We start from the raw sequence: 25,979 nt of genomic DNA on the forward strand, positions 1-25,979 counted from the left end.
CGATATTGTTTCAACTATGCTTTTGTTCTATTAAGAATTATATCAAATCATTTGTCCGAAATACACGCCATATTACTCCTGTATTAGGGATAAAAGCATCTGGGTCTCCCCATATATTTAGTCCTGTATCTATGATATACATTGCACCATCAGGCCCAAATACGAGATGTGATGGTCTTTCAAAGCCTCCTTCTTTTGATAAAGAGGAGGGAAATCCAGTTTTATTGATAGCAAAAGTACTAATTGACCTTGATTTCATATCTATTTTGGATATGCGATGACCTGCATTTGTATAGGATACGACATCACCAACTCTTGTGTGAATTGTACTTCCATACTCCGCCAAATAAACATCCCCATAAGGTCCAAACTCCATGTTGTAATTAAACTCAAACGATCTTATAGTCGAATTAGGCGGAAACGTGACAAAAGGTCTTGGTGGCACATTTGGCTGATTTTTAAACAAAAGGGTCGGTTGGACACCTCCTGCTGGTCTAAATCTAGGTGAATTCACTGCCTCTCCTGCTGAATAATCAGGCCAGCCATACCACAAATTAGGAAAAATATAATAAAACTCATCTGGCGCATTTTCAATCGGCCTACTTCCTACTGAATTATAGCTATTATTTATTGCATACAGTTGACCACTATTATCAAATCTTAAACAGGAGGGATTGCGAAATCCCCACGCAACTTGTTCCAAATTGGAACCATCTAAATTTGCCCTTAATATACTTCCTGATGCCTTGATATATTTCTTTCGAACCTCAAATTGTATATTGGGTATTCCATAGGGCGAAAAAGCACCGGTTAATGCAATATCATCTGACAAGCCTTCTGCTAAAATATTGTTTGTTGAAAAATTTTGTCCGCGTAACATGACATAGTCTCCAGAGTAATCACATAAAAGTGGAGAAATCGGTACCCATTCATTGTCATTTCCAACTACTCCACTATTGGTCACTGTCCCCTGTCCAAAATATAATTTATTGTCTGGTGAAAAAGTAACTGGACTATTATAATGATCTCCATTGCTTGGCAATCCCATGATAATATTTTCTCTTGTACCATCTTTGTATATCTTTGTTACAAATCCTCTATGAGACACATAAAGTACACCGTTTAAATAATTTATTCCTGATATGGGAGTGACAAAGTCTTCTGCCACTGTCTCCAAATGATTCTCTACTAATTTTAATACTTTAGGATTTCCACTTGCCAATCCTGAATCGGTCAAAAAGATGGCTCCATCCTCATCAAAGACCATACTATTTGGAGCATTTAATTCCTTTAAAAAAACTTCGATGTTATAACCATTTATAATATAAATATCAGATGGATTTACATATCGCTTTTCTATCGAGTCATTTTGATTGCACGAATAGATTTTCCTTCCCTTGTTATCACGAAACATTCGATTAACCTAGTAATTTTTATTATAATATATTCGAACTTATGAAGTAATTATACAATATATGAAAAAATTAACGATATTTTTCAACTTCTTAAATGTATTTTGATTTCTATCTATCGATTTTTACTTTCATCTCTTGCCTTTTTGGCCTTTTCAAACTTATCGACTCCAATATGACAATACCCGTTTGGATTCTTGGTAAGATATTTTTGATGATATTCTTCAGCCTTATAATAGTTCGTAAGTGGTAATACTTCTATGGCAATCTTTTCGTCATACTTTTTTTGTAGCTCTTTTATTGATGCAAGTATCATCTCTTCATCTTTGTTATCTGTATAATAGATACCCGTTCGATACTGCGAACCAACATCTCCTCCTTGTCGATTGATGGATGTTGGATTAATAACATCATAATAAAGTGTTAAAAGATAAGATAGTCCTATGATATCGTCATCATAGACAACTTTGACTGTTTCTGCATGTCCAGTATTGTTATGACATACCTCTTCGTAGGTCGGATTCTTTGTCAATCCATTTGCATATCCAACCTCTGTTTCTAATATTCCTAAAACATGTTCCAAATATTTTTCCGTTCCCCAAAAGCATCCTCCTGCCAGATATATTTCTTTTTCATAAATAAAATCTCCTTAGATAAGTTTCACTTTATATATCGATGCACTTCTTTTCGAATGATTGGTAATCTTTGCGCTTCAAATTCAGGATAATCTTTGAACCATTTCATATTAAGAGGCGATGGATGGGGCAAAATATAAGCTGGTTTTCCATTGATTGTTTTGTCCTCAAATGCTAAATCCGAAATCTTTTCGTCTGGAAAAAAATATTTTGCTGCAATTCCACCAATAATAATATAGATTTCATTTTCCACAAGCTCCATTTCTCTTCGTAGCCACGTTTTAGAGCAAATCTTTGGGGGATGTCTATCTCCGCCTTTTGAGGCTTTGCCTGGGTAGCAATGAGCCATTGATACAATATAGAAATTATCAGGATTATAGAATTCCTCGTCTGTTATTTGATACCATTCATTTCGAAGTTTTTTCCCACTTGCATCATGAAACGGTCTGCCTGTTTCATGAACACTTTTAGATGGTGCCTGACTTATTTGCATGATTTTTGCATTGCAATTCCCAAAAAGAATGGGATGTGGTTTAAATCCAAACGTCTCTTCACATAGTTGACATTGTGCAATTTGGCTATGAAGTTGTTTTAGTTTTTCCTTGTTATCATTTTTTTGTTCTATTCTTTTTTTCATATTATATTTCCTTAGCTATTTTATATCATCTAGTATTGGTCACACTGCTTACTCTAATGCTTAAAATAATTATATAATGTTTTCATATAAAAAAATAGTAATTATTCTTTTTTGATACTTCACTTTATAAAATCTTATGTTTTTAAATTTTCCTAAAAATTCAACATAATAACAACTTTTCGAAACATGTCACATAGAATATGAACTTTTAATATTCTATAATTAATTTGTAATAAAAGCCAAACGAATTTTAGGAGGAAAATAATATGAAAATTACTTTTATGGGTGCTGGAAGTACTGTATTTGCAAGAAATGTATTAGGAGATTGCATGTGCACCAACGCTTTAAGAGATAGTGAAATTGCTCTTTATGACATTGATGCCCAAAGACTAAGTGAAAGTGAAATAATATTAAAAGCAATCAACAAAAACATAAATAATGACAGAGCAGATATAAAATGCTATTTGGGTGTTGAAAATAGAAAAGCGGCTTTAAAAGACGCTACTTTCGTGGTTAATGCCATTCAAGTTGGAGGATATGATCCTTGTACAATTACAGACTTTGAAATCCCTAAAAAATATGGCTTAAAGCAAACCATTGCAGATACAATGGGAATCGGTGGAATCATGCGAGCACTAAGAACCATTCCTGTCATGGCAGAATTTGCAAAAGATATGGAAGATGTTTGTCCTGATGCATATTTCTTAAACTATACAAATCCAATGGCTATGCTTACAGGGTTTATGCAACGTTTCACCAAGGTAAAAACAATTGGTCTATGTCATAGCGTTCAAGTATGCTCTGAACATTTATTAGAGGATTTGGGTATGGAGGATAAACTTGAAGGTAGAAAAGAGCTAATTGCTGGTATCAATCATATGGGTTGGTTATTAGAACTCTACGATAAAGATGGAAATGATTTATATCCTGAAATAAAGAAGAGAGCGGCTCTCAAGAATTCTAGCAATGAAAAACATAATGATATGGTTCGTTACGAATATATAAAGCATCTTGGATATTATTGTACTGAATCTAGTGAACACAATGCGGAATATAATCCATTCTTTATTAAATCAAAATATCCAGAATTAATCGAAAAATATAATATACCACTAGATGAATATCCAAGAAGATGTATGAAGCAAATAGAAGGCTGGGAAAAAGAAAAAAATGAAATTTTACAAAATGGCAAGATTACACATGAACGTTCCAAAGAATATGCTTCTTATATTATGGAGGCAATCGTGACCAATACTCCATATAAAATTGGTGGAAATGTAATCAATACTGGCCTTATCGATAATCTGCCAGCTGATGCCTGTGTAGAAGTTCCTTGTATGGTTGATGCTATGGGTATTCATCCAACCTATGTTGGCAAACTTCCAACTCAGCTTGCTGCTATGAATATAAGCAATATAAATGCTCAACTATTAACAATCGAAGCAGCAGTAACCAAAGACAGACATAAAATATATCAAGCTGCCATGATGGACCCACATACAGCTGCTGAATTATCCATTGATGATATTATAAAAATGTGTGATGAAATGATCGAAGCACATGGGGATTATATGAAAGACTTTAACTAGACTTGAAGCATCGAATATAAATAGTCGTATTAAAAGCTTCGTTATAAATCAGTTATAACCTGTTTATAACGAAGCTTTTGCTTAATAGAAAAATATCTTCACCGAAAGAAATCTTTCTTTCATTATTCACCTAACCCTTGTTCGATGGCTTTTAATAGGCAATCAAGGTCTTCTTTTTCCGTCTCACCACTACATTCTATTTCTATTTGAGTACCACACTTGATCCCTGCTGACATAATACTAAAAATACTTTTGGCATTGATTCTTCTCTCTCCCACAATGAGTGTAATATCAGAATCGCAAGAAGTAGCTATTTTTACTAATTCTCCTGCAGGTCTTGCATGTAATCCATGTGGATTCTGAATCATGATAGTCTGACTAAGCATTTCTTACCTCCTCTAATTTATATGATTCCATGATGTTGAAACAATATTTTTTCTGCCTCACCATTCCATAGTCCATTATGTCGTTTCACAGATTCCGCTAATTGTTTCAATAATGGATTTGTTTTTCCTAATTCTTCAAAATCTTCGATTGCTGTAAGTGGCATATCAAATTGCGTATATGTTAATTTTTTACCGCCTGGTATAGAAGGAAGATTTAATGTCGCATCGGCAATTGAATCAATTCCCCCTATATGAGTTACCATTACTGCTGGTCTGATTTTTCCTTTTGCCGCAAGTTCAAGAGCCTCCATTAAATCATCATTGTTTCCACCTGTCGTACCAATGATATGTGCACTGGTGTAATGTACGTTGTACATATTGATTTCAGAGGTAAAATCATTGTTTGAAGGGCCAGCAAAGAAATTCATACATCCGTCAAAAGCCAAAAGAGAATCTCCCAGTTCAACTACTGATTTATTTGGTATGTAAACAAATACATCGTCATAGCCATGATAATTCGTTAATTCCATTAGAGTTTTGTATGGGCCTTCTAGACTGGCTGTATTGATATAAAGAAGTTCAACTCCTTTTTGCGCTGCTTCTTCTGGCGAAATTTTCTTTTTTGCATCTTCAATTCTTGCATCACTAATATCCGTTACCACAATTCTTTTTGGTTTGTTTTCTGTATATAGTCCATAGCTTACAGCACCCATTCCCATTGGACCACATCCACCAAGTATGATGATATTTCCGTCTTTTTTGGTGCCCATGGCATGATTGTAATTTTGTTTGTTTGTATGATAATTGGCATGATAACCACCGATGATACAACTCATTGGCTCAGCAAGTGATGCCTCAAAAAAGCTTTCACCATGAAAAGGAAGAAGACAACCTAGTTCCATTACTTCATGAGGCATAATGCAATAAGTCGTAGCTCCTCCACAGTACTCATAGGAATATCCAGGAGAATCTAACTTACCCATGTAGTTTAATGCTGGCTGCAATGCAAATTTATCTCCTACGCTATACTTATCTTTCCATTTTTCTCCTACCTCAACGATAATTCCTGCACATTCATGCCCTATAATAACAGGATTCGTGTCTATGTTTTGAGGCGCTCTTTTATGCTTTTTTCCTTGTTTTACTAATTTATAGGTTGACATACAAATGCTATCGCTCATTATCTTTACTAATATCTCATCGTCTTTGATCTTTGGCAGTTCAAATTCTTCTAATCGTAAATCATCTTCCCCATACATTCTTACCGCTTTTGCTCTCATACTCTACACTCCTTTATAATTCTATGACTTCAATCATTTGTTTCAATTCCTCTATTAGTTCTTTACTTGGTGGTTTCGTTCCGTGTGTTGTCACAGCACCTGCTGATACTGCTACTGCAAGCTTTACACATTCCACGAGCTCAACTCCTTTTGAAAGACTATAGACCAATCCAGCTACCATTGCATCCCCTGCCCCTACTGTAGAATGGGCTTTTACTTTAATACCAGGACACTTTATCACTCGTTCATTCGTAAGAAACAGTGCGCCCATTTGCCCAAGTGAAATAGCTACTAAGCTGCTCCCTTTTAAAAGCAACTCTTTTCCCATGTCTAAAAGCTCTTCTTGAGTGACTCTATAATCCTTACCAAAGTACTCCTCTAGTTCAATTCTGTTTGGCTTAATGTAATCAGGTTTCCCTTCCATTCCTTTTGCAAATAGTTCTGCGTCTGCATCTAAGAATACCTTTGCTCCTTTTTCTTTCACAAGCGGTATCAGCGTCTGATAGATGTCATTTTCTATGCCTCTTGGGATACTCCCTGCAAAAACAAATATTGCTTCATCATTTGCATAATGAATTAGTTTTTGCGTCAATTCCTCTAACTCTTTACTTGTAACAACTGGTCCAGGTTCGTTTAACTCCGTAACAATTCCATTTTCTTCAACTATCTTTAAATTCACACGAGTTTCATCCTTGATAGGAACAAAATCACTTTCGATTCCAAACTTTGCTAAACTTTCTTCAATCTGCCTTCCTGTTCCACCACCACAAAATCCAGTTGCAATGGATTCACCACCCATAGCCTTTATAGTCTTTGATACGTTGATACCTTTTCCACCAATATCCCATAGACAATTTTGAAGTCTGTTTAAGTTTCCTCTCTCAAGCTGTTTTATTTCAGCTGTCTTGTCGATTGCTGGATTCATTGTGACCGTAATTATCATAGGGCACTTTCCTCCTTTTTCGTTTCTACTAAAATCTCATAAATCGTATCAATATCACTGTTTATTATACGATTTACGTTTTCCATTTCAGATAATTTATCTGCTATATTTGCCAGAATCGCTAGATGCTCATCTCCCACACCTGCAACTCCTATGACTAGATTTACTTTATCACTTCCCCAGTTGGTACCTTCTGGAAATACCATAACGGCAATGCCTGATTTCTTAATTGCTCCTTTGGAAGCTTCTATTCCATGGGGTAACGCAATTTGATTTCCAATGTTGGTAGAAAAGGACTCCTCTCTTAACAGCATGGCTTCTATATAACTTTCCTCAACATAACCGCTTTCATATAACTTCTTACCTATTTGACGTATTACTTCTTCTTTATCTGCTGCTTTGCAATTAATCTCAATGTTCTCTTTTTTTAAAAGTTCCATCTAACCACCTCTTTCTGGTTCTATTATAAATTCTTAAATCTGTCTATACAAGAAAAGCAAATTTGACTTTGTCATCATATCTTGTAGACATTTTTAATCTTCTTTTTTGTCCTATTCTTTAAATAAACTCTAAATATTGCTTAAAATACTGTCTTAAAATCCTCTCCAAGCATTCTTTTAATTCTTCTTTTTCACCCTGAAATACTAAATGTAAAAATTCTTTATTTTCAATTAGCTGACTACTCAAACAGCCCATAATATCACTATTTATTGCTGTCTGTTCATCTTCTGGAATCAACATGATAACCACTGCTTTTACCCCTTTAAAGTATGGGTCTGCAAAATAAGTGCGATCCTTTGTTACACATACTGAAAAGTTAGGCTTTACCACGCCTTTTGTTCTTGAATGCAATAGAGCAAATCCATATTCTGGTATCATTTGAGAGGATATTTTTTCTCTTCTCATAATGTCCTCTTGGATTTGTAGTCTATTCCTATTAAAAGGTGATATTTTTTCAGAAATTGCAACTAAAAGCTCTTCAAAGTAAATAGACTCACTTACCTTCATAAACTGAAAATCTTTAATAATACCTTTGATTTGATTGATGCAGATATTAATATGCTCTAATTGTCTGCTAAACTCTCCTTCTCCATGATTGTTATTGGAAGTTTTTGAATAAAATGTAACCTTATCTTCAATCATGGTAAGCTCAGTCTCACTTAGGATTTCACTCACTTTTAAGATATCTGCTTTTGTATCACCAAGTTCAATATTGGAGATGATAAAGTCTAAATTTTTTAATACACCAGGGGTCAAATCTCTTTGCCCATATGTGTATATTTGAACTCGATCTTTTAGAAAATTTTTTAACTGTGAATGCATCAGTCTTGATATCCCAATTCCACTTGCACATATAATACCAATGTTTACCTTTCTAAGGCTTTCTTTTCTGTCAAGAAGTCGAACTTCAGCCGCCCCAAAATGCATAGTTAAATATCCAATTTCATCCTTTGGAACCAAAAATCCATACTTTTTCTCAATATAGTCTCCCACTCTTAAACAGCTTTCATAAGTTTTTGCATAGGCAACTTGTATCTGAGATAATAACGGATTGCTAATTGATAACCGATTCTTTAACCTAAAAAAGGTAGGCTTTAGATGAGCTAAAAGACCTAGTATAAATTCTTCATCTTGTTTTAAATCATAAGCTATTTGGGGATCATAAATATCAGTGATTTCGTTGATTAATTCCAAAAGTTCTTCTCTTACAGCCACATCCTTTTCATACTCTTCTTCTATGTTGGCTGACTGAATTTTGGCTCCACTTACATGAAGCAGTATATAGGCGATTTCACCTTTTGGAATTTTAACTGCAAATATACGCTCTAACGATTCAGCTATTCTATAGGCTAATTGATGATCTTCATGATAAAGAAATTGATTCCATGTTTTTGAATCTTCTTCTATAAATTCTTGACTTTTAATTCTCATAATTGCTATTGTTATATGCATTATTAGAGAATAATAAGATTCATTGGTAAAGCGTGTCAATTTCTTATCTGTTACTTGTTTTAGACACAACATTACTTGCTTTAAAACCTCATAATCTATTAATTGAAAGATACCTTTATTTTCTTTTTTGTAATAGTCTTCTAATACTTCTAATTTCTTTTCTTCAATTGCAACTTTAAAATCATCGGTATCAGAATTCTCATCAATAAAACTTTTCACCGCAAGGCGATAGTTCTTTTCACTACCCTCAAGTGCCACTCCATACCCTTGCTTTCGAATTAATGTTAAATCAAACCTTTTAAACCAATACTCAATTGCTTCCATATCATTACTTATGGTCGCTTCACTTACTCCAAAAATATTTCTATAATAATAAAGTTTCTTTGGTTCTCTATCCTTTAATACTTCTAAAATGAGACCATTTCTTCTTTTTTCTTTGTCAATATAATCAAACGTCTCTTTGGATTGCAATTCCTTTAGCAGTTGTTTCTTGCTATCTTCCTCACCCTCCATCCAGATACCTGTTCCAGCCTTGGTATTCAGACTTAATCCATATTTCTTTAAGAACCCTTGTGTATTATCCAATTCTCTTTGAACCGTTCGCTTACTTACCTTAACATCATCTGCCAGTTTTTTAACTGATACCACCTTATCCTCATTTAATAGTATTGTAAATATCTGTATGAGACGCTGTGATAAAATCATTTATTTCCCTCCTTTCTTATTTGAAACAGATGCGGAACAGATGTTTTGCAATTAACAAATGCAACCTTCTGTTCCGCTACTTAATTATAACTTTAATTCTTCTACTAATAAATCATATTCCGGAGCAGACATGAAATTCTTGATAAGTACTAATTTGGCTCCTGGACAACTACTAGCCGCACGTTCCTTTAACTCTTCATGTGTCACAACGACTTGCGCACCTTCTGGTATTGAGGATACGGAAGCATGCACAACACTTATATCATTAAGTCCTGCTGATGCTAATTTCTTTTTTAAAATGGTCGCTCCCATTGCACTTGAGCCCATTCCTGCATCACATGCAAAAACAATACTCTTTACATTTTTTGCGGTTTTTAAATCCACTAATCCTTTGGAAGCGTCTTTCATTTCTTTTACTTTTTCTTTTGCTGCCTCTAAATCCTCTACCCTTCCAAAAGCCTTTAGAAGTGGTATGGCTACAATACAAGATACCGCACAAGATATAATTACAGACAGAATAACTCCTAAATAACTGTCTCTTGCTGTCATTCCAAGAACCGCAAATATACTTCCTGGAGAAGCTGGACCTGCAAGACCTGCTCCAAAGATACTAAGTGTAAATACTCCACTTGCTCCTCCTGCAATCGCTGCAAGTAATAAAATTGGATTCATGAGGATATATGGAAAATAAATTTCATGGATACCACCTAGGAAATGAATGATAATGGCGCCTGGAGCGGAGCTTTTTGCATCTCCTTTTCCAGCTAAGCAATAAGCAAGTAAAATACCAAGACCTGGACCTGGATTTGCTTCTAACAAAAAGAATATGGATTTACCTGTTTCCGCTGCTTGCTGCATACCCATTGGTGATAAGATTCCATGATTTACTGCATTATTTAAAAATAATATTTTTGCTGGTTCTATAAAAAGACTTACCAAAGGTAAGATTCCATGATTAACAAAGAAACCTACACCCATTTCCATAACTGTGTTTAATCCTGATACAATCGGACTAACACCAGCATATCCGATAAGAGCAAGAATTGCTCCTAAAATACCCAATGAAAAGTTATTAAATAGCATCTCAAAACCTGCTGGTATTTTATTTTCTACCGCTTTATCCAGTTTCTTGATTAGATATCCACTTAAAGGTCCCATTAACATAGCACCTAAAAACATTGGTACATCCGCCCCAACGATTACACCCATAGTTGCAATCGCACCGATTACTCCTCCTCTTACACCAGCAACATTTTTACCACCAGTATAAGCAATTAGTATCGTCAATAGATACGAGGCCATAGGCCCTACCAGTTCTGCTAGTTTTTCATTTGGAAGCCAGCCAGTTGGTATAAACAAAGCTGTTATGAATCCCCATGCAATAAAAGCTCCGATATTTGGCATTACCATACCACTTAAAGCTCTGCCGAATGTTTGAATTCTTTCTTTCATATCTTACCCTCTCTTCGATTCAAATTAAATAGCACATTGCCTTTAAGAACTGATTGGCCAATCTCTTCTTAAGTTACTTTTATTATAAATATAGCCTAACAAATATTCAACTTATTAAAAATTCTTTTTGTCACTATTTAATAATGACATGGTTGAAAAACTATTTTTTTTAGTAAATTTTATAGCTATGTTTAGTTTTCATAAAAGATTGTAAGTCAAAACAGACAATTGATTCAAATGATTATCGTTAGATAGCGATAACGAAAGGTCATGTATTTCATGCAAGCATGAAACAATGACCTTTACCTTTCACAATTATTGCAATACTCTCTTCTAATATAGCATTCCCCTCTTCACAAAATATTAAGTGTAATCAATATAATTATAAAATCAGTTGAATAAAGGCTATTTTAGCATTTGGTTATCGTGAAAAAAATTCTTCCAAGGATCATCAGCGTTTATTCTTAGAAGTGCTTCTTGCATATCTATCCCATCAGGAGCAATTGTTTCTAACTCTTCCCACGAAATTGGCATAGATACCTTTGCCCCTTTTCTTGCTCGCAGGGAGTATGGTGCAACGCTTGTAGCCCCTCTTCCATTTCTAATCCAGTCAATGAATATCTTTCCTTTTCGATTTGCTTTCCTTACATTGCTTGTATAGCGGTCTGGCCACTTTTTCTCCATGACTTCGGCAACTTTTCTGGCAAAATCATGAAATGTATCCCAAGAAACTGAAGGCTTTAGTGGCACTACAACATGATACCCCTTACCTCCACTGGTTTTAAGATAAGAATGCAAAGATAGCTCACTTAAAATGCTTTTCACATCGTATACTCCCTGACGAACTCTATCTAATTCCATTCCCTCATCTGGATCTAAATCAAATACCATCATATCTGGTTTTTCAAGTGTATTGTAACTACTTCCCCACGTGTGAAATTCAACTGTTCCCATTTGAACCTCATATAAGATTCCCTTGGTATCTTCCACATAAAAATACTCTTCCACCTCCCCGTCACCATTTGTAACAGGAACTGTAATTATCCCTTTACTATCAGCTCCTGGATGCTTTTTATAAAAGCAATTTTGAGAAATTCCTTTGGGGCATCTAACAGTGGTTAGAATCCTTTGCTTCATGTAAGGAAGCATACGTTTTGATACCTTTTCATAGTACTTTACCACATCTAATTTGGTTAGACCGCTATCATCATAAATGACTTTATCTGGGTTGGATATTTTGATTCCTTCAAATATAAGGTGATTTGCTGTATTGGATTCCATTGTCTCCTCCACTCTACTTACTGATGCTAAGGGTTGTTGTATCTCCCTTGTTATTTCAGTAGGCTCTTTATCTTTTCGCAGTCCTTTATAACTAGCCTGCCTGAGTTGATTTTCTTTCGTCCACTCTGCAAATTTAATTTCTGCTACTAAGCCTGGTTCAAGCCAAGTGATCACTTCTCCTGGTTTTGATTTTGGTGGAACATGAAAGGGAGAGTCCATTCGTTTTATGTCTTTAAATTCATTTTCTAACCGTTTCATCTCCCCTTCACTAATACCTGTTCCCGCACGTCCTGCATAAATCAGTTTATCCCCTTCAAACACGCCAAGTAATAGTGCACTTACTCCACTTACTCGTTTGTCCGTAAGTGTAAATCCTCCTATTACAAACTCCTGCCTCTTATCACATTTTAGTTTAATCCAGTCACCATTTCGTGTTCCGCTGTAGATAGAACCAATTTTTTTACCAACAATTCCTTCCATTCCAGTCTCATTGGCTGCTGCAAAGCTTTCCTTACCTTTTCCTTTGATATAGCGACTATAAAATAGATTTTTAGGTGCATCTTTCATTAAATTCAATAAGATATCTTTTCTTTCAATTATGTCTTTTTCTCGTAAGTCCTCTCCATCAAGAGCAAGAAGATCAAAAATAATATAGGTTAATGATTGGGATTTGGCATTCTTTAAATAATTTTGCAGTGCTTGAAAATCGGTCTTTCCCGTTTCATCCGTGATGACCATTTCTCCATCTAGCACCATTGCCCTTCCCTTTGCCCATTCAACCAATGCACGTGCAACGTGATAAAATCGATTGTGATAATCGTTTCCATTTCTGGTTAAGAGCCTTACCTGATTGCCCTCTATATAAGCAATGATTCGATACCCATCGTATTTTAGTTCGTAAATCCAATTTTCATCTTCAGGTATCTCTTTTACTAACTTTGCTAATTGTACATTTGTCTGTTCAAAAGGATTCTTTGTAAATTTTACTTTCTCACCCTTTTCTATCTCCTCCATCGTACGCCCTGTTCGAATACTTGTATCGTATCCTAGAAGATCATTAGACTCTTTGCTGTATTCATCTTTTTCTTTTAACAGCAACCAGTTATCTTTTGTCTCTCCTTCTTTGGGCTTTAAACGAATCAAGGCCCATTTTCCTACTAACCGTTTTCCTTTTAACGTAAATTTTAACTCACCTTTTTTGAGTCCTTCTTCAACGTTTTTATAAGGTTCCCATATTCCTTCATCCCAAAGCATAACGGTTCCACCACCGTATTCTCCTTTTGGAATTATTCCTTCAAAATTTCTGTATTCTAGCGGATGATCTTCTACTTGAACTGCAAGTCTTTTATCAAGCGTATTGTTAGATGGACCTTTTGGAACTGCCCAGCTTAATAAGACACCTGCCCATTCAAGTCGAAAATCATAGTGATCCCTTCTAGCCATATGGTGTTGTATTACAAATCTCAGACACTCTTCCTCTTGGTCTGATTTTCCTTCTGGCTCTAAGGTTTTTGTAAAATTTCTTTTTTCTTTATATTCGCTTAGTCTTGTATTCATATCTAAGCTGGTTCCTTATCTTTTTGAGCTTTTTCAACACTTGCTTTGAGTGCTTCCATAAGATCAATTACTTTACCAGCACTATCTGGCTCGGCTGCAACAATTTCCTTGCCAGATACCTTTGTTTCAATTAATTCACGAAGTCTTGACTGATATTCATCTTTGTATTTGGACGGATCAAATGGGGTATCCATAGAATTTATTAAGATTTTAGCCATATTTAGCTCTTGCTCTGATACTTCTGGCTTTGTGTATGGCTTTTGAAGTTCTTTGATTTCATCTGCGTAAAACATGGTAGATATTAAAACACCATCTTCACGAGGAATGATTGCCATTAAGGTATCCTTTGTACCCATAACGGTTTTGCCTATGGCAATTTTTTGCTCATTCATTAAGGCGGAGCGAAGTAACTCAAATGCCTTCTCTCCGCCTGCCTCTGGTACAGCCTGGTAAGTCTTTTCATAATAAACAGGGGATATTTGGTTCAATTGAGCAAAATGTAAGATTTGAATTGATTTTTCTTTTTCTGTCTTAATTTTCTCAATTTCTTCCTCTGTAATAACAACATACTTATCTTTATCGTATTCAAATCCTTTCACGATGTCTTGTGTGCTAACCTCTTTGCCACAGTGAGCACAGGTCTTTTTGTATCGAATACGACTATTATCCTCTTTATGAAGTTGATTAAAATGTATGTCATTATCTTTTGTTGTTGTTAACATAGCAATTGGAATTGCCACCATTCCAAATGTAATAACTGATTTACGTGATACCATAAGTAAACACCTCCTCAGGTTATTGTTTCCAACCAAACGCTAAGTATTCTAAAAAGTGTTTTCTTTTACTATGAACTCTGCTTAATTATTAACTACTACAGCTCTTTCTTCCATTTCATTTCATACTCTATTTCCTTTGTATTCTCATCTATCTTTTCTTCGGTTATCACAAAGCCTTCTCTTAGATAGAATTGTACTGCTCTCTCATTTTTTTGATAGACATCAAGTGTTAACTCGTCTAAGTTATTTTTACAATGAGCTAGTAATTTTTTCCCAATTCCTTTTGACTGCATTTTATTAGATACAAATATACCAGCAATATAATTGTCCATTAAGCCCACAAAAGCCTGAATGGTGTCTTCTTCTTGGTATGCATAAATAGTTGCCTGCGGCATCATCTCTTTTACTGCTTCATAATTGCTTTGCCAATAATTACGATCTATAAAATCATGTGCTTGGATATTCGTCTCAAGCCATAGCTTCATAATTCTATCTAACTGTTCGCCTTCTAATAATTCAATCTTTTTAATCATTTTTATCTCTCCTTTCAACATACGATATCATTGTAACATATATGTCAACCCCTATCATATCGGTTACTGGGAAATTATATTTATTAAATTATTCTAAAATCCCTTTGTAACTTGCTAAGTAATGCCGATATATATTTTTAGTAAACTATAACAAAAATTATGGGAACAGCGTCTCAAGACGATATGAACCTTAAACTGAAAGGAAAGGTATTATGGAAGACTTACACAACAATGATATTATTAATGCTTTAAAAATAAGCATTCCATATTTAAGACAATTAACAAAGGATGATTTGGTTATCACCTTATTTATTGATGGAATCTGTGATAGCTGTTACTGTGATCCAAACTCTGACGCTGGGGTTGAACCTGGTTTTGATATGAGCAACGACCCTAGTCTACTTGAAGTATTACGAACAGGAAAACCCGTTCACAATGTACTTCCTAGAGAATTATTTGGTAAGGCAATTGAGGGAGAAGTTGTTCCAGTTAAAAACAGTAACAATGAAGTAATTGCAGTTCTAACCTCTGGATATGAAACAGAAAAACTATTTCAAGTAGAAGCCTCTAGTTTTGAATTATCTGAATCCATTGACCAAATCAATCAAACAATTGGAAACATTTCTTCGAGTGCTGAAAGCCTCAATCATCAAATAAAAGTTATAAAAGATTGTTTACAAGAGATTACGAGTGAAATTCAAAACATTAATAAAGAAGTCGACAACATACAAAAGAGTGCAAATCAGTCGAACATGCTTGCATTAAATGCATCCATTGAAGCAGCAAGAGCTGGGGAAGCGGGACGTGGATTTACGGTAGTAGCAAGTGAAATGGGGAAATTCTCCAAAGACAGTACTGCTTCAGCTAAAAGAATCAATGATAAAATAACAAAGCTATTATCTTACGTTGATCAATTAAACGATCAATCCAACCAAGCAAATGAAATATCTGAAACTCAAAAAACTGGAGTTGACCATATTCTAGATGCCATTCATACGATTTCAAAGAATGCAAAAGAATTAAATGAACTTGCAAAAAGCTAAATAACCTATAAACGGTAACCTTTATTCGTAACAATACGAAAGGAAGGTTACCGTTTTTATATTATATAGATAAGCTATGTTTTTTATTAAGCATCCAATGAATGTCTCTCTCCGATTTGGAAATCATCCGCATGCTCAAACATATATTTTACTGTAATTGGCTCATCTCCTGTTAGCTTTTTAAAATCATCTGTAAATTCTGCCATCTTACCTAGACGTATTGCCTGTGCAAAGGTCACCATGCCCTCTGATGAAAACGGAGCTTCTGACCCCTTTTGAAATACGCCATCTGTTGTTCTTGGAACTCCCATTGCATCAAAAATAGCATAATTTTCTTCATCTGTAATCTCTTCATATACAACGTGATTCCCTGTTGCTTCATTACCATACGCAACAAAATCAGCAATCGTCATAAGTTCTTTTCCATTTATATTTAGTATTGCTTCGTGATAATCTTTTGTTACCAATGCATGGGCAACAGCCTTTGCGCAGTCTTTTCTTGATATATAAGCCATCTTTCCATTTCCTTGGCTATTTTTTAGGGTACCGCCCATTTTAACAAAGGTAAAATAATTGGTTATCATTGCTTCTGCATACTGAGAGTTACGCAGAAAGATAAAATCAAGGCCTTTTTCTTGTATATATTTTTCTGTAAATGCATGATCGATTTTCTCAACACTTGGATTCGTCTCATCGGCTGCGTTTACCAGTGATGTATAAATGATTTGCTTTACACCTGCTTCTTTCGCCGCATCCACTACATTCTTATGTGCATTTTGCCTTTTCTTTCCCACAAATGGCATGGAGATGAGAGCTAGTTTCTCAGCACCTTGAAATGCCTGCACTAGTCCTTCTGGTGAATTAAAGTTTGTCACTCTTGTTTCAACACCCATTTGTGAAAACTCTTTTAACAATTCGCTATTGTAGCCACAAAAAATAAGCTTGTCCTTATCCACGAGCTGCAAAAGATATCTCGCTGCCTGATTCCCTAAATTTCCGTCAACACCAGTTAATAATAATTTTCCCATACGCTCTACACCTTTCTTATTTGCTTTTAGTAATTTGTTGCTCTATCTATATGCTATGACAAAAAAATAACAAAGTCCAATAGAAAAAACGTATGACCTATTGCAAAAACGAATTCTGCATATACTTTAAAAAGGTATGTAATGCATCATTTGTATTTTCCTTCAAAAATCCTGCAACGATTTCAAATTTATGTTGTGAATTCTTAAGTGGTATCAGTTTTACGTTTTGACCGATATAGGAGGATTGATAATTATCTGGAAAAAATCCAATTAAATTCTCTGTAACAATATAAAATAATTCAGTTTCCACATCATCTACTGTTCTTTGAATTTTTGGCTCATATCCTTCTTCTATGGCTCGTTGAATCATTTGGTAATAGGAAGTTCCTATCACAGTCGGATTCAGCATGACCAGTGGATACTCATATAATTCATTGATATGTATAAACGATGCATGATAAAGAGGATGTGTTTTACTAACCATTGCACAATAATTTCCTTGATATAGCGATTGTGTTAAAATATTTTGACTATCATACAATTCGGAGTCAAACGTGATTGCCATATCATATATCCCCTTTTTTAGATATTCTGCAATATCTTTTAATAATACTTTATTAAGTTGAATCTTTATGTTTGGATGCTCTTTTTGAAATGGTGGTATGATTTCTAACAGCAGTTGAATATCAGTTGAAGCAGCATATTCAATGCTAATTATCTGTTCACATCCTTGTTGATAAATCATCATCTTTGTTTTCATCTGGTTGTATTGCTTCCACAGTAAAATTGCTTCACTGTAAAATAGCCTTCCTGCTTGGGTTGGTTCAACCGGAATCTTTTTTCTATCAATTAATAAAACACCAAACTCTTTTTCTAAGGAAGCAATTTGCTGACTAATTGTAGTCTGAGAGACATAATTTTTTTTCGCTGTATCTGTAAAATTTTTACACTCTACTAGATCAATAAAATATTTTATTTTTTCTATATTCATGCTTTCTCCTTTAAAACTGGTGCTTTACTAGTTTTCATTGGTTATCTATGATGAAACAAAATACCTGCAAGTGGTTCTTTCTTTTTAATTGTACCATCTTTCATTTTTATTACTTCAAAAATATCTTTATGTTCCTTCACGGTAATACTTACCTCAATATGATACCCTTGCTCCTTCATTTCATAAAAATCACAATCAAAAAGAGCGTCTCCAACCTCTACATGTTGCTTCTCTTCTACAAAACATTTAATAAATGCTCCATTTAGTTGTACAATATCGTTTCCGATATAAATCCATATTTTCACACCTTCTGCTGTTTCGATTATAATGGAATGCTTTTCTTTTGCTATGGACTCTATTACACCTGCAACGGGAGATAAGATTTTATTACTACTTGGGCTAATTGATACCCCTCTACCAAAAAGTTCGTATTGAAAGACTGCATCTTTTATCTGACTTACAGGAATAATTTCCCCATTTACTGGGCTATATACCATCAATTTATTGTTCATAGTGTTACCTCCTTTTTGATTAATCCCAAACAGAATATAACACTCTATATTATGAACTTCAATGGAACTAAAATTATTTGTTCGAATGGTTCATAACTTTTTTTATAAATCCGTCTTTTTTGACACTTTAGTGTCATAATATATTTCTTTGTCATATAAGTAATTCATGATATGCCCTCGCGCTACAATTTCATCATAATCATTTACTAACATTCCTGTTACAAAAATATCCATCATATAATTCACACATTGACTGATTAATATAAACCCTGTTTCACTTTGCATTGCTTTTTCTGGTAAACGAAGCACCTCATCACAGCTTTTTTCTATTTCCTCTGCAATAGGACCTACCACCCCTACCACATAGACTCCCATTCTTTTTAAAACTTCGGCTTCGTGAATTGCGAGGGGATTATTTCCGGAAAAGGTCATTATAAATGCCATTATTTTTGTTTTTTTTAGATTTGCTGCTAAATAACGTTCATTTAATGTGTTATAAGCTTTGCTCTCAATTCCAAATGAATTGAATTTTTGTGCAACGGATTCTAGCAAAGTATATCCAAATCCTGTTGCATAAAAATCAATTTGATTCATTCTACGCATTCGATTTAGAATACGCTGAAATAAATTTTTATTGTTACATAGATTTACTTCTTCTATCGTAGATTTATATATTTCAGGTAATGTCACTATAATATCGTTAATTGTACTGTTTTTATCAAATTTTAAATTCTTCTTTTTCCTATATTCGCTACTATTACGCTCAAAATATAATATTTTTTTCAGTTCTTGATAGCCTGAAACATCCAGTTTTTTACATAAGCGTACTACAGTTGATTTACTTGTAAATGTGGCCTTTCCTAATTCTTCACAACTCATTTTTTGAAACGCTTCTGGTGACTGTAAAATGAATTCTGCGATTGCTTTTTCTTGACTGGTAAAATTATTTTTTCTTTCTAGTTTTTCAATTATCATGATACGTCTCCTTGTTTCATACGATGAAAGATATATACCTTGAACTTTATGAATGACTTATTTTCTCTTATTAGTTTACCATATTCTCTCTTAGTATGAGTACCTAAATAAGCTTAATAATATCAAATAATGAATTAATAATTGTCCATACTTGGGCATTGTATATCATAATATTCCATACTCCGTTACCATATAAATGATTCTCTTTTATTACTTGCATCAGTGCAAGTAAACTTCTCGCATCGATAAACCAAACGATATGTTGTTGTCTTACATTCTGATCCAACTCATAAAAATAAAAAAATGGAGTTTGAGATATATCGTCAAACTGTATTACAGAATTTGTCTCATATGCCAATCCTAACACAGAATTAATGGAAAGTGAATTTGCTTTTGATAGATAAGGTACATAAGGAAGTCTCCAATCATAACCAATCACTGGTTTTCCAATACTTATTTTATCATTTGGTACACTTAATGAAACAAAATCAATTAACGCTTTTACGTAATTAATATTACTCACTGGCTCAGGTGGTCCATAATTCGTTCCCCATACAAATCGCATAAAAATAAATCCACTAATATATTCTGTAAATTGTGAGTAATCAATTTTAACAACTGTTGTTTGTGTTTCTTCTACGGATACATCGTAGTTTATGGTAATAAAAAAATATAAATTTTCTTCTTTTATTTTTTCGGATATCTTTTTGACAAAGTTAACATAAAGTTCTGTATTTTCCTCATTAAGATTATAAAATATTATATTAACTCCTAAATATCCTTTCTCCTTAATAATCTGCCTAAAACGCTCTATGATTTGATCTTGTAATTTTTCGCTTAATAGTAATTGATAATCTAGTTCTATATTTTGTTCACCGAATGGCGTTAATGTTGTTAAAAGCATAAGCGGTATTACATTGTACTCCTTTGCTGTTTCAATTAAGCTTGAATCCTCCTCAAAGGTAATGATATTTCCTTCAGAAGTGATTGTATAATTAAAAACTGATAAATACGTTAGGTTTGGCAATGTTCGAATCAAAGTATTCTTGCCTAAATAAGGGTAACAAAAACCATTGGTTGCAATGCTTCCTGTTGTATCATAACGAACTATGATTGTCTCGTTTGCAATTAATTCTCTTGTTGTAAGAAATGGGTTATTTCGAAGCAGTTGCATTTTAGTAACCTGATATAAATCAGCTATTGTATCTAGCGTTTCGTTTGGTTGAACCGTATGTGTTTGCTTGGGATATGTTATTACCAAAGCTTGACCTTCTACTAGATTACTAATAGAGCTTAATCCATTATCTAGAATTAATTTTTCTGTACTGATACCATACTTACGTGCTATTGATGTGAATGTATCTCCCTTTTGAACTATATATATTTCCATATGTATTCACTCACTATAACTCTTTGAAACTAATATATTGTTTCTTTAATTAAAAAAGTACATTAACTCTAACCTCATTTTGTTATAAATTTTTTTAAATTTCATTGGTATAAAACGATTATGGTTGGTAACAATATTCTTATCAAATAACCCAATTCTAGGAGGAATTAAAATGAATAATAATAGTCAAGACAAATCAACCAATTACAGTAACTCAACAAATACTTCAACAAACAAATCTAGTAAATCCAAAGTTTCAAACAAATCTAGTAATTCAAATAGCTCCAATAGCTATAACAACAATAATAATAACTACAATAACGATAGCTCTAATAACTCAACCGATTCTAACAATAACAACAACAATAATAACTAATTACTAGTTTTGAAGTAGTAACGATATTGCTAATAATATATATTTAACCACTTCATGATAAGTTGGATAAATATCATATTTGAGTGTGTAAAATGAAATATACTCCCCCTTATTATAGATAGTTTTAAACTATTTATTATGAGGAGGAGTATTTTTTTCTTGATTATTCTACCTTTTTTAACTATTCATTTCATTTATTACAATTTAGGAAATTTCCATTACAGTTTTATAAACTCAATAGAATACAATTATTTTTTGTGATACGATGAGTGTAATAAATTTGATTATAAAATAGGAGTTTCTAGGAGGTAATTTATGAAAAATCAAAAGCAATTACAGAATATATATTTTTACAAATCCAAAACAAGCTTCATTATACTCTTATTGGTGACACTACTTTTAAATGGCTGTGCTAACTCTTCACCCCCACCAAATCAAGAGCCAACTGTACCTGAGGTGTCAAAGGAAGTTAATTCCAAGAAAGAAACGGCAACAAATGAGAATCAAGTCACTACAATAGAAAATACGGCTTCTACAATAGAAAGTGATAACTCGTACCAGATAGTAACGAAAGAGTATAACAAAGATAATATTCATATTAAATACCCTCAGTTAAGTGGATTGTCCGATGAGAAAAAGCAGACTGCGCTCAATGAATTCATTGAAAATGATATTTTAGACAGTCAAGTAAATCGTATCTATGAAAGCAATATTGCAAACGAAACAACGCCTTTAAGTCTCGACCTTGATTATCAAGTTAAGTTAAGTACACCTGACGTATTAAGCTTTGCTTTTGAAGGCTCGTCCTATATAGAGGGAGGCGCTCACCCAAATAGCTTTTTGTATGGACTTACACTTGATTTACAAAATCAGAAAAAGTTATACCTTAGTAATTTTACTGATATTAATATGGAACTGATTGAAAAAATAAAAAATGCAAAGACAGTTTCGAATCAGTCTCTTGGTGACATTAATGATGAAATGGCAGAAAGTATAAAGACTTATCTTAACAATAATTTGGAAACACTAGGAACTGGTTTTATGATTTGGTCTTTGGAGCATGGTAGCGAATCAAACTTTTATGTAACAGACGAATCATTATTTGTTAGTTTAGATGTTGGTCATGTATTAGGTGACTATGCTGCATTTGAAATTCCAGGTCTTAATATTGCTAATTTTGCGCAAACCTATAATTCCAACTTATGCTTACCGACTGAAAATCTTGTTGTACGATTTGATATGAAGGATTCTGATAAAACATTAGCCGTTTGTATGGATAAGCAAAAGAACTATCTTGTTTACCGATTTGGTACTAAAGATAAGATAGAATTTGAATACCCTGAAAAGAAAGATAATTCATGGTCCAATTTCTCCTATCTCCATCAGGACAATGCTGGGGAGAGTCAATCTGAAACGCTTACTACCTTAACATTTCAAAATGGCGATTATGAATATGTAGTATATGAACGTTTGGCAAATCAGACTACTTTTGTTGGAGTGAAAATCATCAACCTTTCTACTAAAAAAGAAACGGATAGACAAGGAGATGCTTCTACATTTGCTGGTGTTTGGTATGATGTTGAAGAAACTTATAAGAATGTATCTACCACTCCTTAACGTTTATATGTACCTTTAAAATCTTTATTTACTTTTATAAATCATTAAATTCTTAAACTGAATGGGGAATTTTGTTTGATAACAAAATTCCCCATTCAGTTTGTAGACAAACGCTTTTAAAGACGAAGAGTTTAAGAACAAAGCGTTCTCATTTTATTACGTAAGCAGAATTTTCTTTTGCTGTAGCGTTACAATCAGCCTCTATACTTAACCAATTGTGAGAAATACCGTAACAGCAACTCCTCTACTGAGTGCTCCAACACCAGCGCTAGTAGTAATTTGAACTGATAATAGCGTTCCTTGAGTAACCGCTACACTTCCTGTACCTGTTGCAAGACAATTTGGTGTCTCCTCTGTATTAGGACCAGTAATTGTAGCCGTAATTCCAGTAGTAGTAGGAGCTTCAAATCCACAAGGACTCGTATAAATTGTAGCTGTAACTGTTTCTCCTTCTGGAATTGTGTTATCCCTGATATTTAATATTAATCCGACAATCGTTGTATTTACAGGTATCGTAACAGTACTTGTTGAAAATAAAGGCTCTGCTGATGAAGTGCCAAGTCCAACCCATCCGCCATCACCTACCGATTGATCTGTTGCTAAATATATTGTTGTAGCTCCTGAACCAGTCGTTCCTGTTGCTCCCGTGGCTCCTGTGGCTGCCTGTATTTTATGACAACGCTGCGTAAATTATAATGAAAATGAATAAAATCGCTTTTTACTGATTTTATTATTCTCTACAACGGTTAGCTCTTTTCTGTTTTTCAAGCAACTCTACTATGCGCCGGTGTTGATCTGCAAAATTAAAGTTAATCGTTACGTCACCACCCTCATGGATATAAATAACTTTGATTAGCTCGACAACAATCCCCCGTTCAAGACTGCATATATTCTTGTACTTATGAAAAGCGTCAAAATAAGGATTATCAGAAGTTACTCCCTGCACTAAATTCTGTTTTTCTTCTTCAAGTTTGGCTATGTTCTGTTTTAATTGCTGTTTCTTTTTCTCAAACTCTTTTTTCATGCATTGGTATTCCTCACGGGTAATATCGCCGTTTTTCCAATCCATATAAAGCCCTGTATCAATACCTAAAATCCTTTCAAGCTCTTGTTTTTGGCGCTTGATTGAAGCCATCAGCCGCTTTGAAACGATTCGGGGAGCGGACGCCTTGTTTATGTCATTGATAAGCTCTGCCATGCTGTCAATCAGTTGGATTTGCTTTTGAATGGTTTCCAAAACAATACTTTCAAGCATATCACTTCTTATGGAATGTCTAGTACAAAAACCTGTCGTATTATTTGTTCTGCAGGCATAGTACACATGATTTTTTGATATTCTTCGTCCCATTGATTTTCCACAATCGGCACAACGCAGAAAGCCGGAAAAGATGTATAGCTGACCTGAGTGTGGAGCGGTTCTCGTGTTCCTTTGCATTAGCTTTTGTGCTTTGTCAAAAGTTTCTTTGTCTATAATTGGTTCATGGGTGTTTTCAACAATAAACCACTCGTTTTCGGGTGTGTTAATCCTTGTATGTACCTTATAGCTTTTTACTTTCTGCTTTCCCTGCACCATATGACCTAAGTACATTTGATTGGTAAGAATTGCAGTAATGCTCCGGGCAGACCAAAGTGGTTCATTGTTCACAATGGTGGGATTATAGTACTTCATTCCATTTTGTCGTTTATAAGCGGTGGGGCAAGGAATTCCCATACCAATGAGCTTTTTTACAATTCCGTTTTTGCTCATGCCCTCTCGCACAAACCAATGAAAAATATCCTGCACAATCGGAGCGGTTTCATTATCCACAACTAAGTGGTGTTTGTCATCTGAGTCTTTTAAATAGCCATATGGTGCAAAGGCTCCGATAAACTCACCTTTTTTTCGTTTCATGTTAAAAGTCCCCCGAACTTTGATTGAGGTTTCCCGACAGTGATTTTCATTGTACATACTCTGGATAGAAACGCCCATTTCGTATACTTCATCAGGGTTTTTGTAGCTATCTAGTTTGGGAAGCTCCAAAGAAATAAACCTCACATCTTTAACTACAAACAAATGTTGCAAATACTTTTTGCACTCCCAATCATTACGGCTCAAGCGCGACAGATCTTTGACTATGACACAATTTACAATTCCCCTGTCAATATCTTCAAGCATGCGCTGAAAGTTTTCTCGGTCGCTATCTATACCAGTGTAGCCGTCATCAATATAAATATCCACAAGTTGTATTTCTTCCTCAAGCATGAGGTTTTCTAAATATTCTTTTAATCGTTGACGTTGGTTTTTTACGCTGTAGCTTTCGTCATTTCCGTCCTCTCTGGATAGCCGTATATATAAAGCCACTTTCCAAAGAACGAGGATTCGTTTGGTTTTATCAAGGCTTTTTCTTACACGAGCCATTATACCTCCCGCCCTTTATAACCATATTTTAATTCACTATAGTTAAACTAAAAAGTCATTTAATATGATGTGTATGCTCATATTTCTTAGACTTTTTTTAAGCTGATAAAAAAGTCTTTCATTTTGTTTTTTAACTCATTACCCGTAGGCTCAAACCTTATTCGAACAACACTATCACCACACAAAAAGCAATAAGGGTTTTTCACCTGCTCTAAATAATTTATCATTCTTTGTTCCAGGGGTAGGTTCGTATCAATCATGATTCCACGAATATCCACAAGCCCAGTTTTATCTATCTTTTCTATTCCTGACTGGCTCATTTTGTCCAGTTGTTTTACTGTCAACATTTGTTCCCCCTCCTTTTAGGTATTCAATACAGCATATGAAAGACCGCTTGTACGGTATGTTGTCGAAAAAAGAGGTCATATCACACCCAACTTTTCGCTTTTCACAAAATGATCTATGAGAGCGCAAAAAAGAACGGAATACAGATTAATTACTGATTACCGT

General features: G+C 34.2%; 23 protein-coding genes. 4 read left to right on the forward strand and 19 right to left on the reverse strand.

Features of this window, described 5'->3' with window-relative positions; translation table 11 throughout:
• Positions 1-37 precede the first annotated feature (37 nt).
• The 3 genes from F7O84_RS10220 to F7O84_RS10230 form a co-directional block, all read right to left on the reverse strand.
• Positions 38-1,414 (reverse strand): PQQ-dependent sugar dehydrogenase, encoded by a 1,377-nt coding sequence (locus tag F7O84_RS10220; RefSeq protein ID WP_151144602.1) that lies wholly within the window; start codon positions 1,412-1,414, stop codon positions 38-40.
• A 113-nt stretch (positions 1,415-1,527) separates the two neighbouring features.
• Positions 1,528-2,052, reverse strand: a complete 525-nt coding sequence (gene msrA / locus F7O84_RS10225; RefSeq protein WP_151144605.1) for a peptide-methionine (S)-S-oxide reductase MsrA — start codon at positions 2,050-2,052, stop codon at positions 1,528-1,530.
• Positions 2,053-2,072: 20 nt separating this feature from the next.
• Positions 2,073-2,684: a uracil-DNA glycosylase family protein gene (locus F7O84_RS10230; RefSeq protein ID WP_151144608.1), complete on the reverse strand. Its 612-nt coding sequence runs from the start codon at positions 2,682-2,684 to the stop codon at positions 2,073-2,075.
• A 266-nt stretch (positions 2,685-2,950) separates the two neighbouring features.
• On the opposite strand from F7O84_RS10230, the gene melA reads away from it, so the two are divergent.
• On the forward strand, positions 2,951-4,273 hold the full coding sequence (gene melA, locus F7O84_RS10235; RefSeq protein WP_151144611.1) for an alpha-glucosidase/alpha-galactosidase: 1,323 nt from the start codon (positions 2,951-2,953) through the stop codon (positions 4,271-4,273).
• Positions 4,274-4,395: 122 nt separating this feature from the next.
• Here melA and F7O84_RS10240 read toward each other — a convergent pair whose 3' ends face one another.
• The 9 genes from F7O84_RS10240 to F7O84_RS10280 all read right to left on the reverse strand — a co-directional run bounded on the left by F7O84_RS10240 (position 4,396) and on the right by F7O84_RS10280 (position 15,139).
• Positions 4,396-4,659 (reverse strand): HPr family phosphocarrier protein, encoded by a 264-nt coding sequence (locus F7O84_RS10240; RefSeq protein WP_151144615.1) that lies wholly within the window; start codon positions 4,657-4,659, stop codon positions 4,396-4,398.
• A 17-nt stretch (positions 4,660-4,676) separates the two neighbouring features.
• Positions 4,677-5,939 carry a zinc-binding dehydrogenase gene (locus F7O84_RS10245; RefSeq protein ID WP_151144618.1) on the reverse strand — a complete coding sequence of 421 codons (1,263 nt, stop codon included), beginning with the start codon at positions 5,937-5,939 and terminating at the stop codon, positions 4,677-4,679.
• Positions 5,940-5,952: 13 nt separating this feature from the next.
• Entirely contained in the window at positions 5,953-6,882 is a 930-nt protein-coding gene (pfkB, locus tag F7O84_RS10250; RefSeq protein WP_151144621.1) for a 1-phosphofructokinase, read from the reverse strand.
• Complete coding sequence (locus tag F7O84_RS10255) at positions 6,879-7,322, reverse strand: PTS mannitol transporter subunit IIA (protein ID WP_151144624.1); 444 nt, start codon at positions 7,320-7,322, stop codon at positions 6,879-6,881. Before F7O84_RS10255 ends, pfkB begins: the two co-directional genes overlap by 4 nt.
• Before the next feature lie 118 nt (positions 7,323-7,440).
• Complete coding sequence (locus tag F7O84_RS10260; RefSeq protein WP_151144626.1) at positions 7,441-9,540, reverse strand: BglG family transcription antiterminator; 2,100 nt, start codon at positions 9,538-9,540, stop codon at positions 7,441-7,443.
• Between the two features lie 84 nt (positions 9,541-9,624).
• Complete coding sequence (locus F7O84_RS10265) at positions 9,625-10,992, reverse strand: PTS mannitol transporter subunit IIBC (RefSeq protein ID WP_151144629.1); 1,368 nt, start codon at positions 10,990-10,992, stop codon at positions 9,625-9,627.
• A gap of 405 nt (positions 10,993-11,397) precedes the next feature.
• Positions 11,398-13,830, reverse strand: coding sequence for a DNA ligase D (ligD, locus tag F7O84_RS10270; RefSeq protein ID WP_151144632.1), 2,433 nt, complete (start codon positions 13,828-13,830; stop codon positions 11,398-11,400).
• A 2-nt stretch (positions 13,831-13,832) separates the two neighbouring features.
• Positions 13,833-14,606, reverse strand: a complete 774-nt coding sequence (gene ku, locus F7O84_RS10275; RefSeq protein WP_151144635.1) for a non-homologous end joining protein Ku — start codon at positions 14,604-14,606, stop codon at positions 13,833-13,835.
• A gap of 95 nt (positions 14,607-14,701) precedes the next feature.
• Complete coding sequence (locus F7O84_RS10280) at positions 14,702-15,139, reverse strand: N-acetyltransferase (RefSeq protein WP_151144638.1); 438 nt, start codon at positions 15,137-15,139, stop codon at positions 14,702-14,704.
• Between the two features lie 212 nt (positions 15,140-15,351).
• Here F7O84_RS10280 and F7O84_RS10285 point away from each other — a divergent pair, with 212 nt between their 5' ends.
• Positions 15,352-16,182, forward strand: a complete 831-nt coding sequence (locus F7O84_RS10285) for a methyl-accepting chemotaxis protein (protein WP_151144641.1) — start codon at positions 15,352-15,354, stop codon at positions 16,180-16,182.
• An 86-nt stretch (positions 16,183-16,268) separates the two neighbouring features.
• On the opposite strand, the gene F7O84_RS10290 is transcribed toward F7O84_RS10285, so the two are convergent.
• From F7O84_RS10290 to F7O84_RS10310, 5 genes are all read right to left on the reverse strand, one after another.
• Complete coding sequence (locus tag F7O84_RS10290) at positions 16,269-17,210, reverse strand: NmrA family NAD(P)-binding protein (protein WP_151144644.1); 942 nt, start codon at positions 17,208-17,210, stop codon at positions 16,269-16,271.
• A gap of 97 nt (positions 17,211-17,307) precedes the next feature.
• Positions 17,308-18,201, reverse strand: coding sequence for a LysR family transcriptional regulator (locus tag F7O84_RS10295; RefSeq protein ID WP_151144647.1), 894 nt, complete (start codon positions 18,199-18,201; stop codon positions 17,308-17,310).
• Between the two features lie 41 nt (positions 18,202-18,242).
• A complete protein-coding gene (locus F7O84_RS10300; protein WP_151144650.1) occupies positions 18,243-18,713 on the reverse strand; it encodes a PTS sugar transporter subunit IIA in 471 nt (156 codons plus the stop codon).
• A gap of 102 nt (positions 18,714-18,815) precedes the next feature.
• Entirely contained in the window at positions 18,816-19,688 is an 873-nt protein-coding gene (locus tag F7O84_RS10305; protein ID WP_151144653.1) for a MurR/RpiR family transcriptional regulator, read from the reverse strand.
• Between the two features lie 103 nt (positions 19,689-19,791).
• Positions 19,792-21,078, reverse strand: a complete 1,287-nt coding sequence (locus tag F7O84_RS10310; RefSeq protein ID WP_151144656.1) for a LysM peptidoglycan-binding domain-containing protein — start codon at positions 21,076-21,078, stop codon at positions 19,792-19,794.
• 691 nt (positions 21,079-21,769) lie between these two features.
• On the opposite strand from F7O84_RS10310, the gene F7O84_RS10315 reads away from it, so the two are divergent.
• Positions 21,770-23,071, forward strand: coding sequence for a DUF4163 domain-containing protein (locus F7O84_RS10315; RefSeq protein WP_151144659.1), 1,302 nt, complete (start codon positions 21,770-21,772; stop codon positions 23,069-23,071).
• A 460-nt stretch (positions 23,072-23,531) separates the two neighbouring features.
• Positions 23,532-23,663 carry a hypothetical protein gene (locus F7O84_RS19365; protein WP_279237995.1) on the forward strand — a complete coding sequence of 44 codons (132 nt, stop codon included), beginning with the start codon at positions 23,532-23,534 and terminating at the stop codon, positions 23,661-23,663.
• Between the two features lie 138 nt (positions 23,664-23,801).
• Here the strand turns inward: F7O84_RS19365 and F7O84_RS10320 are convergent, their stop codons facing one another.
• Together F7O84_RS10320 and F7O84_RS10325 are read right to left on the reverse strand one after the other, a co-directional pair.
• Entirely contained in the window at positions 23,802-25,469 is a 1,668-nt protein-coding gene (locus F7O84_RS10320; protein ID WP_151144661.1) for a recombinase family protein, read from the reverse strand.
• A gap of 86 nt (positions 25,470-25,555) precedes the next feature.
• Positions 25,556-25,816: a DUF6870 family protein gene (locus F7O84_RS10325; RefSeq protein WP_151144663.1), complete on the reverse strand. Its 261-nt coding sequence runs from the start codon at positions 25,814-25,816 to the stop codon at positions 25,556-25,558.
• Positions 25,817-25,979: the final 163 nt, after the last annotated feature.

This window comes from Candidatus Galacturonatibacter soehngenii (assembly GCF_008830185.1).
GTDB lineage: Bacteria > Bacillota > Clostridia > Lachnospirales > Lachnospiraceae > Lachnotalea > Lachnotalea soehngenii.

Coding starts and splice junctions, on each gene's coding strand:
- ku (WP_151144635.1), bottom strand. CDS start 14,606: ATGGTATCACGTAAATCAGTTATTACATTTGGAATGGTGGCAATTCCA.
- F7O84_RS10230 (WP_151144608.1), bottom strand. CDS start 2,684: ATGAAAAAAAGAATAGAACAAAAAAATGATAACAAGGAAAAACTAAAA.
- F7O84_RS10305 (WP_151144653.1), bottom strand. CDS start 19,688: ATGATAATTGAAAAACTAGAAAGAAAAAATAATTTTACCAGTCAAGAA.
- melA (WP_151144611.1), top strand. CDS start 2,951: ATGAAAATTACTTTTATGGGTGCTGGAAGTACTGTATTTGCAAGAAAT.
- F7O84_RS10300 (WP_151144650.1), bottom strand. CDS start 18,713: ATGAACAATAAATTGATGGTATATAGCCCAGTAAATGGGGAAATTATT.
- F7O84_RS10285 (WP_151144641.1), top strand. CDS start 15,352: ATGGAAGACTTACACAACAATGATATTATTAATGCTTTAAAAATAAGC.
- ligD (WP_151144632.1), bottom strand. CDS start 13,830: ATGAATACAAGACTAAGCGAATATAAAGAAAAAAGAAATTTTACAAAA.
- F7O84_RS10310 (WP_151144656.1), bottom strand. CDS start 21,078: ATGGAAATATATATAGTTCAAAAGGGAGATACATTCACATCAATAGCA.
- F7O84_RS10245 (WP_151144618.1), bottom strand. CDS start 5,939: ATGAGAGCAAAAGCGGTAAGAATGTATGGGGAAGATGATTTACGATTA.
- F7O84_RS10290 (WP_151144644.1), bottom strand. CDS start 17,210: ATGGGAAAATTATTATTAACTGGTGTTGACGGAAATTTAGGGAATCAG.
- F7O84_RS10265 (WP_151144629.1), bottom strand. CDS start 10,992: ATGAAAGAAAGAATTCAAACATTCGGCAGAGCTTTAAGTGGTATGGTA.
- F7O84_RS10260 (WP_151144626.1), bottom strand. CDS start 9,540: ATGATTTTATCACAGCGTCTCATACAGATATTTACAATACTATTAAAT.
- F7O84_RS10255 (WP_151144624.1), bottom strand. CDS start 7,322: ATGGAACTTTTAAAAAAAGAGAACATTGAGATTAATTGCAAAGCAGCA.
- F7O84_RS10295 (WP_151144647.1), bottom strand. CDS start 18,201: ATGAATATAGAAAAAATAAAATATTTTATTGATCTAGTAGAGTGTAAA.
- F7O84_RS10220 (WP_151144602.1), bottom strand. CDS start 1,414: ATGTTTCGTGATAACAAGGGAAGGAAAATCTATTCGTGCAATCAAAAT.
- F7O84_RS10325 (WP_151144663.1), bottom strand. CDS start 25,816: ATGTTGACAGTAAAACAACTGGACAAAATGAGCCAGTCAGGAATAGAA.
- pfkB (WP_151144621.1), bottom strand. CDS start 6,882: ATGATAATTACGGTCACAATGAATCCAGCAATCGACAAGACAGCTGAA.
- F7O84_RS10315 (WP_151144659.1), top strand. CDS start 21,770: ATGAAAAATCAAAAGCAATTACAGAATATATATTTTTACAAATCCAAA.
- F7O84_RS10240 (WP_151144615.1), bottom strand. CDS start 4,659: ATGCTTAGTCAGACTATCATGATTCAGAATCCACATGGATTACATGCA.
- F7O84_RS10320 (WP_151144661.1), bottom strand. CDS start 25,469: ATGGCTCGTGTAAGAAAAAGCCTTGATAAAACCAAACGAATCCTCGTT.
- F7O84_RS10280 (WP_151144638.1), bottom strand. CDS start 15,139: ATGATTAAAAAGATTGAATTATTAGAAGGCGAACAGTTAGATAGAATT.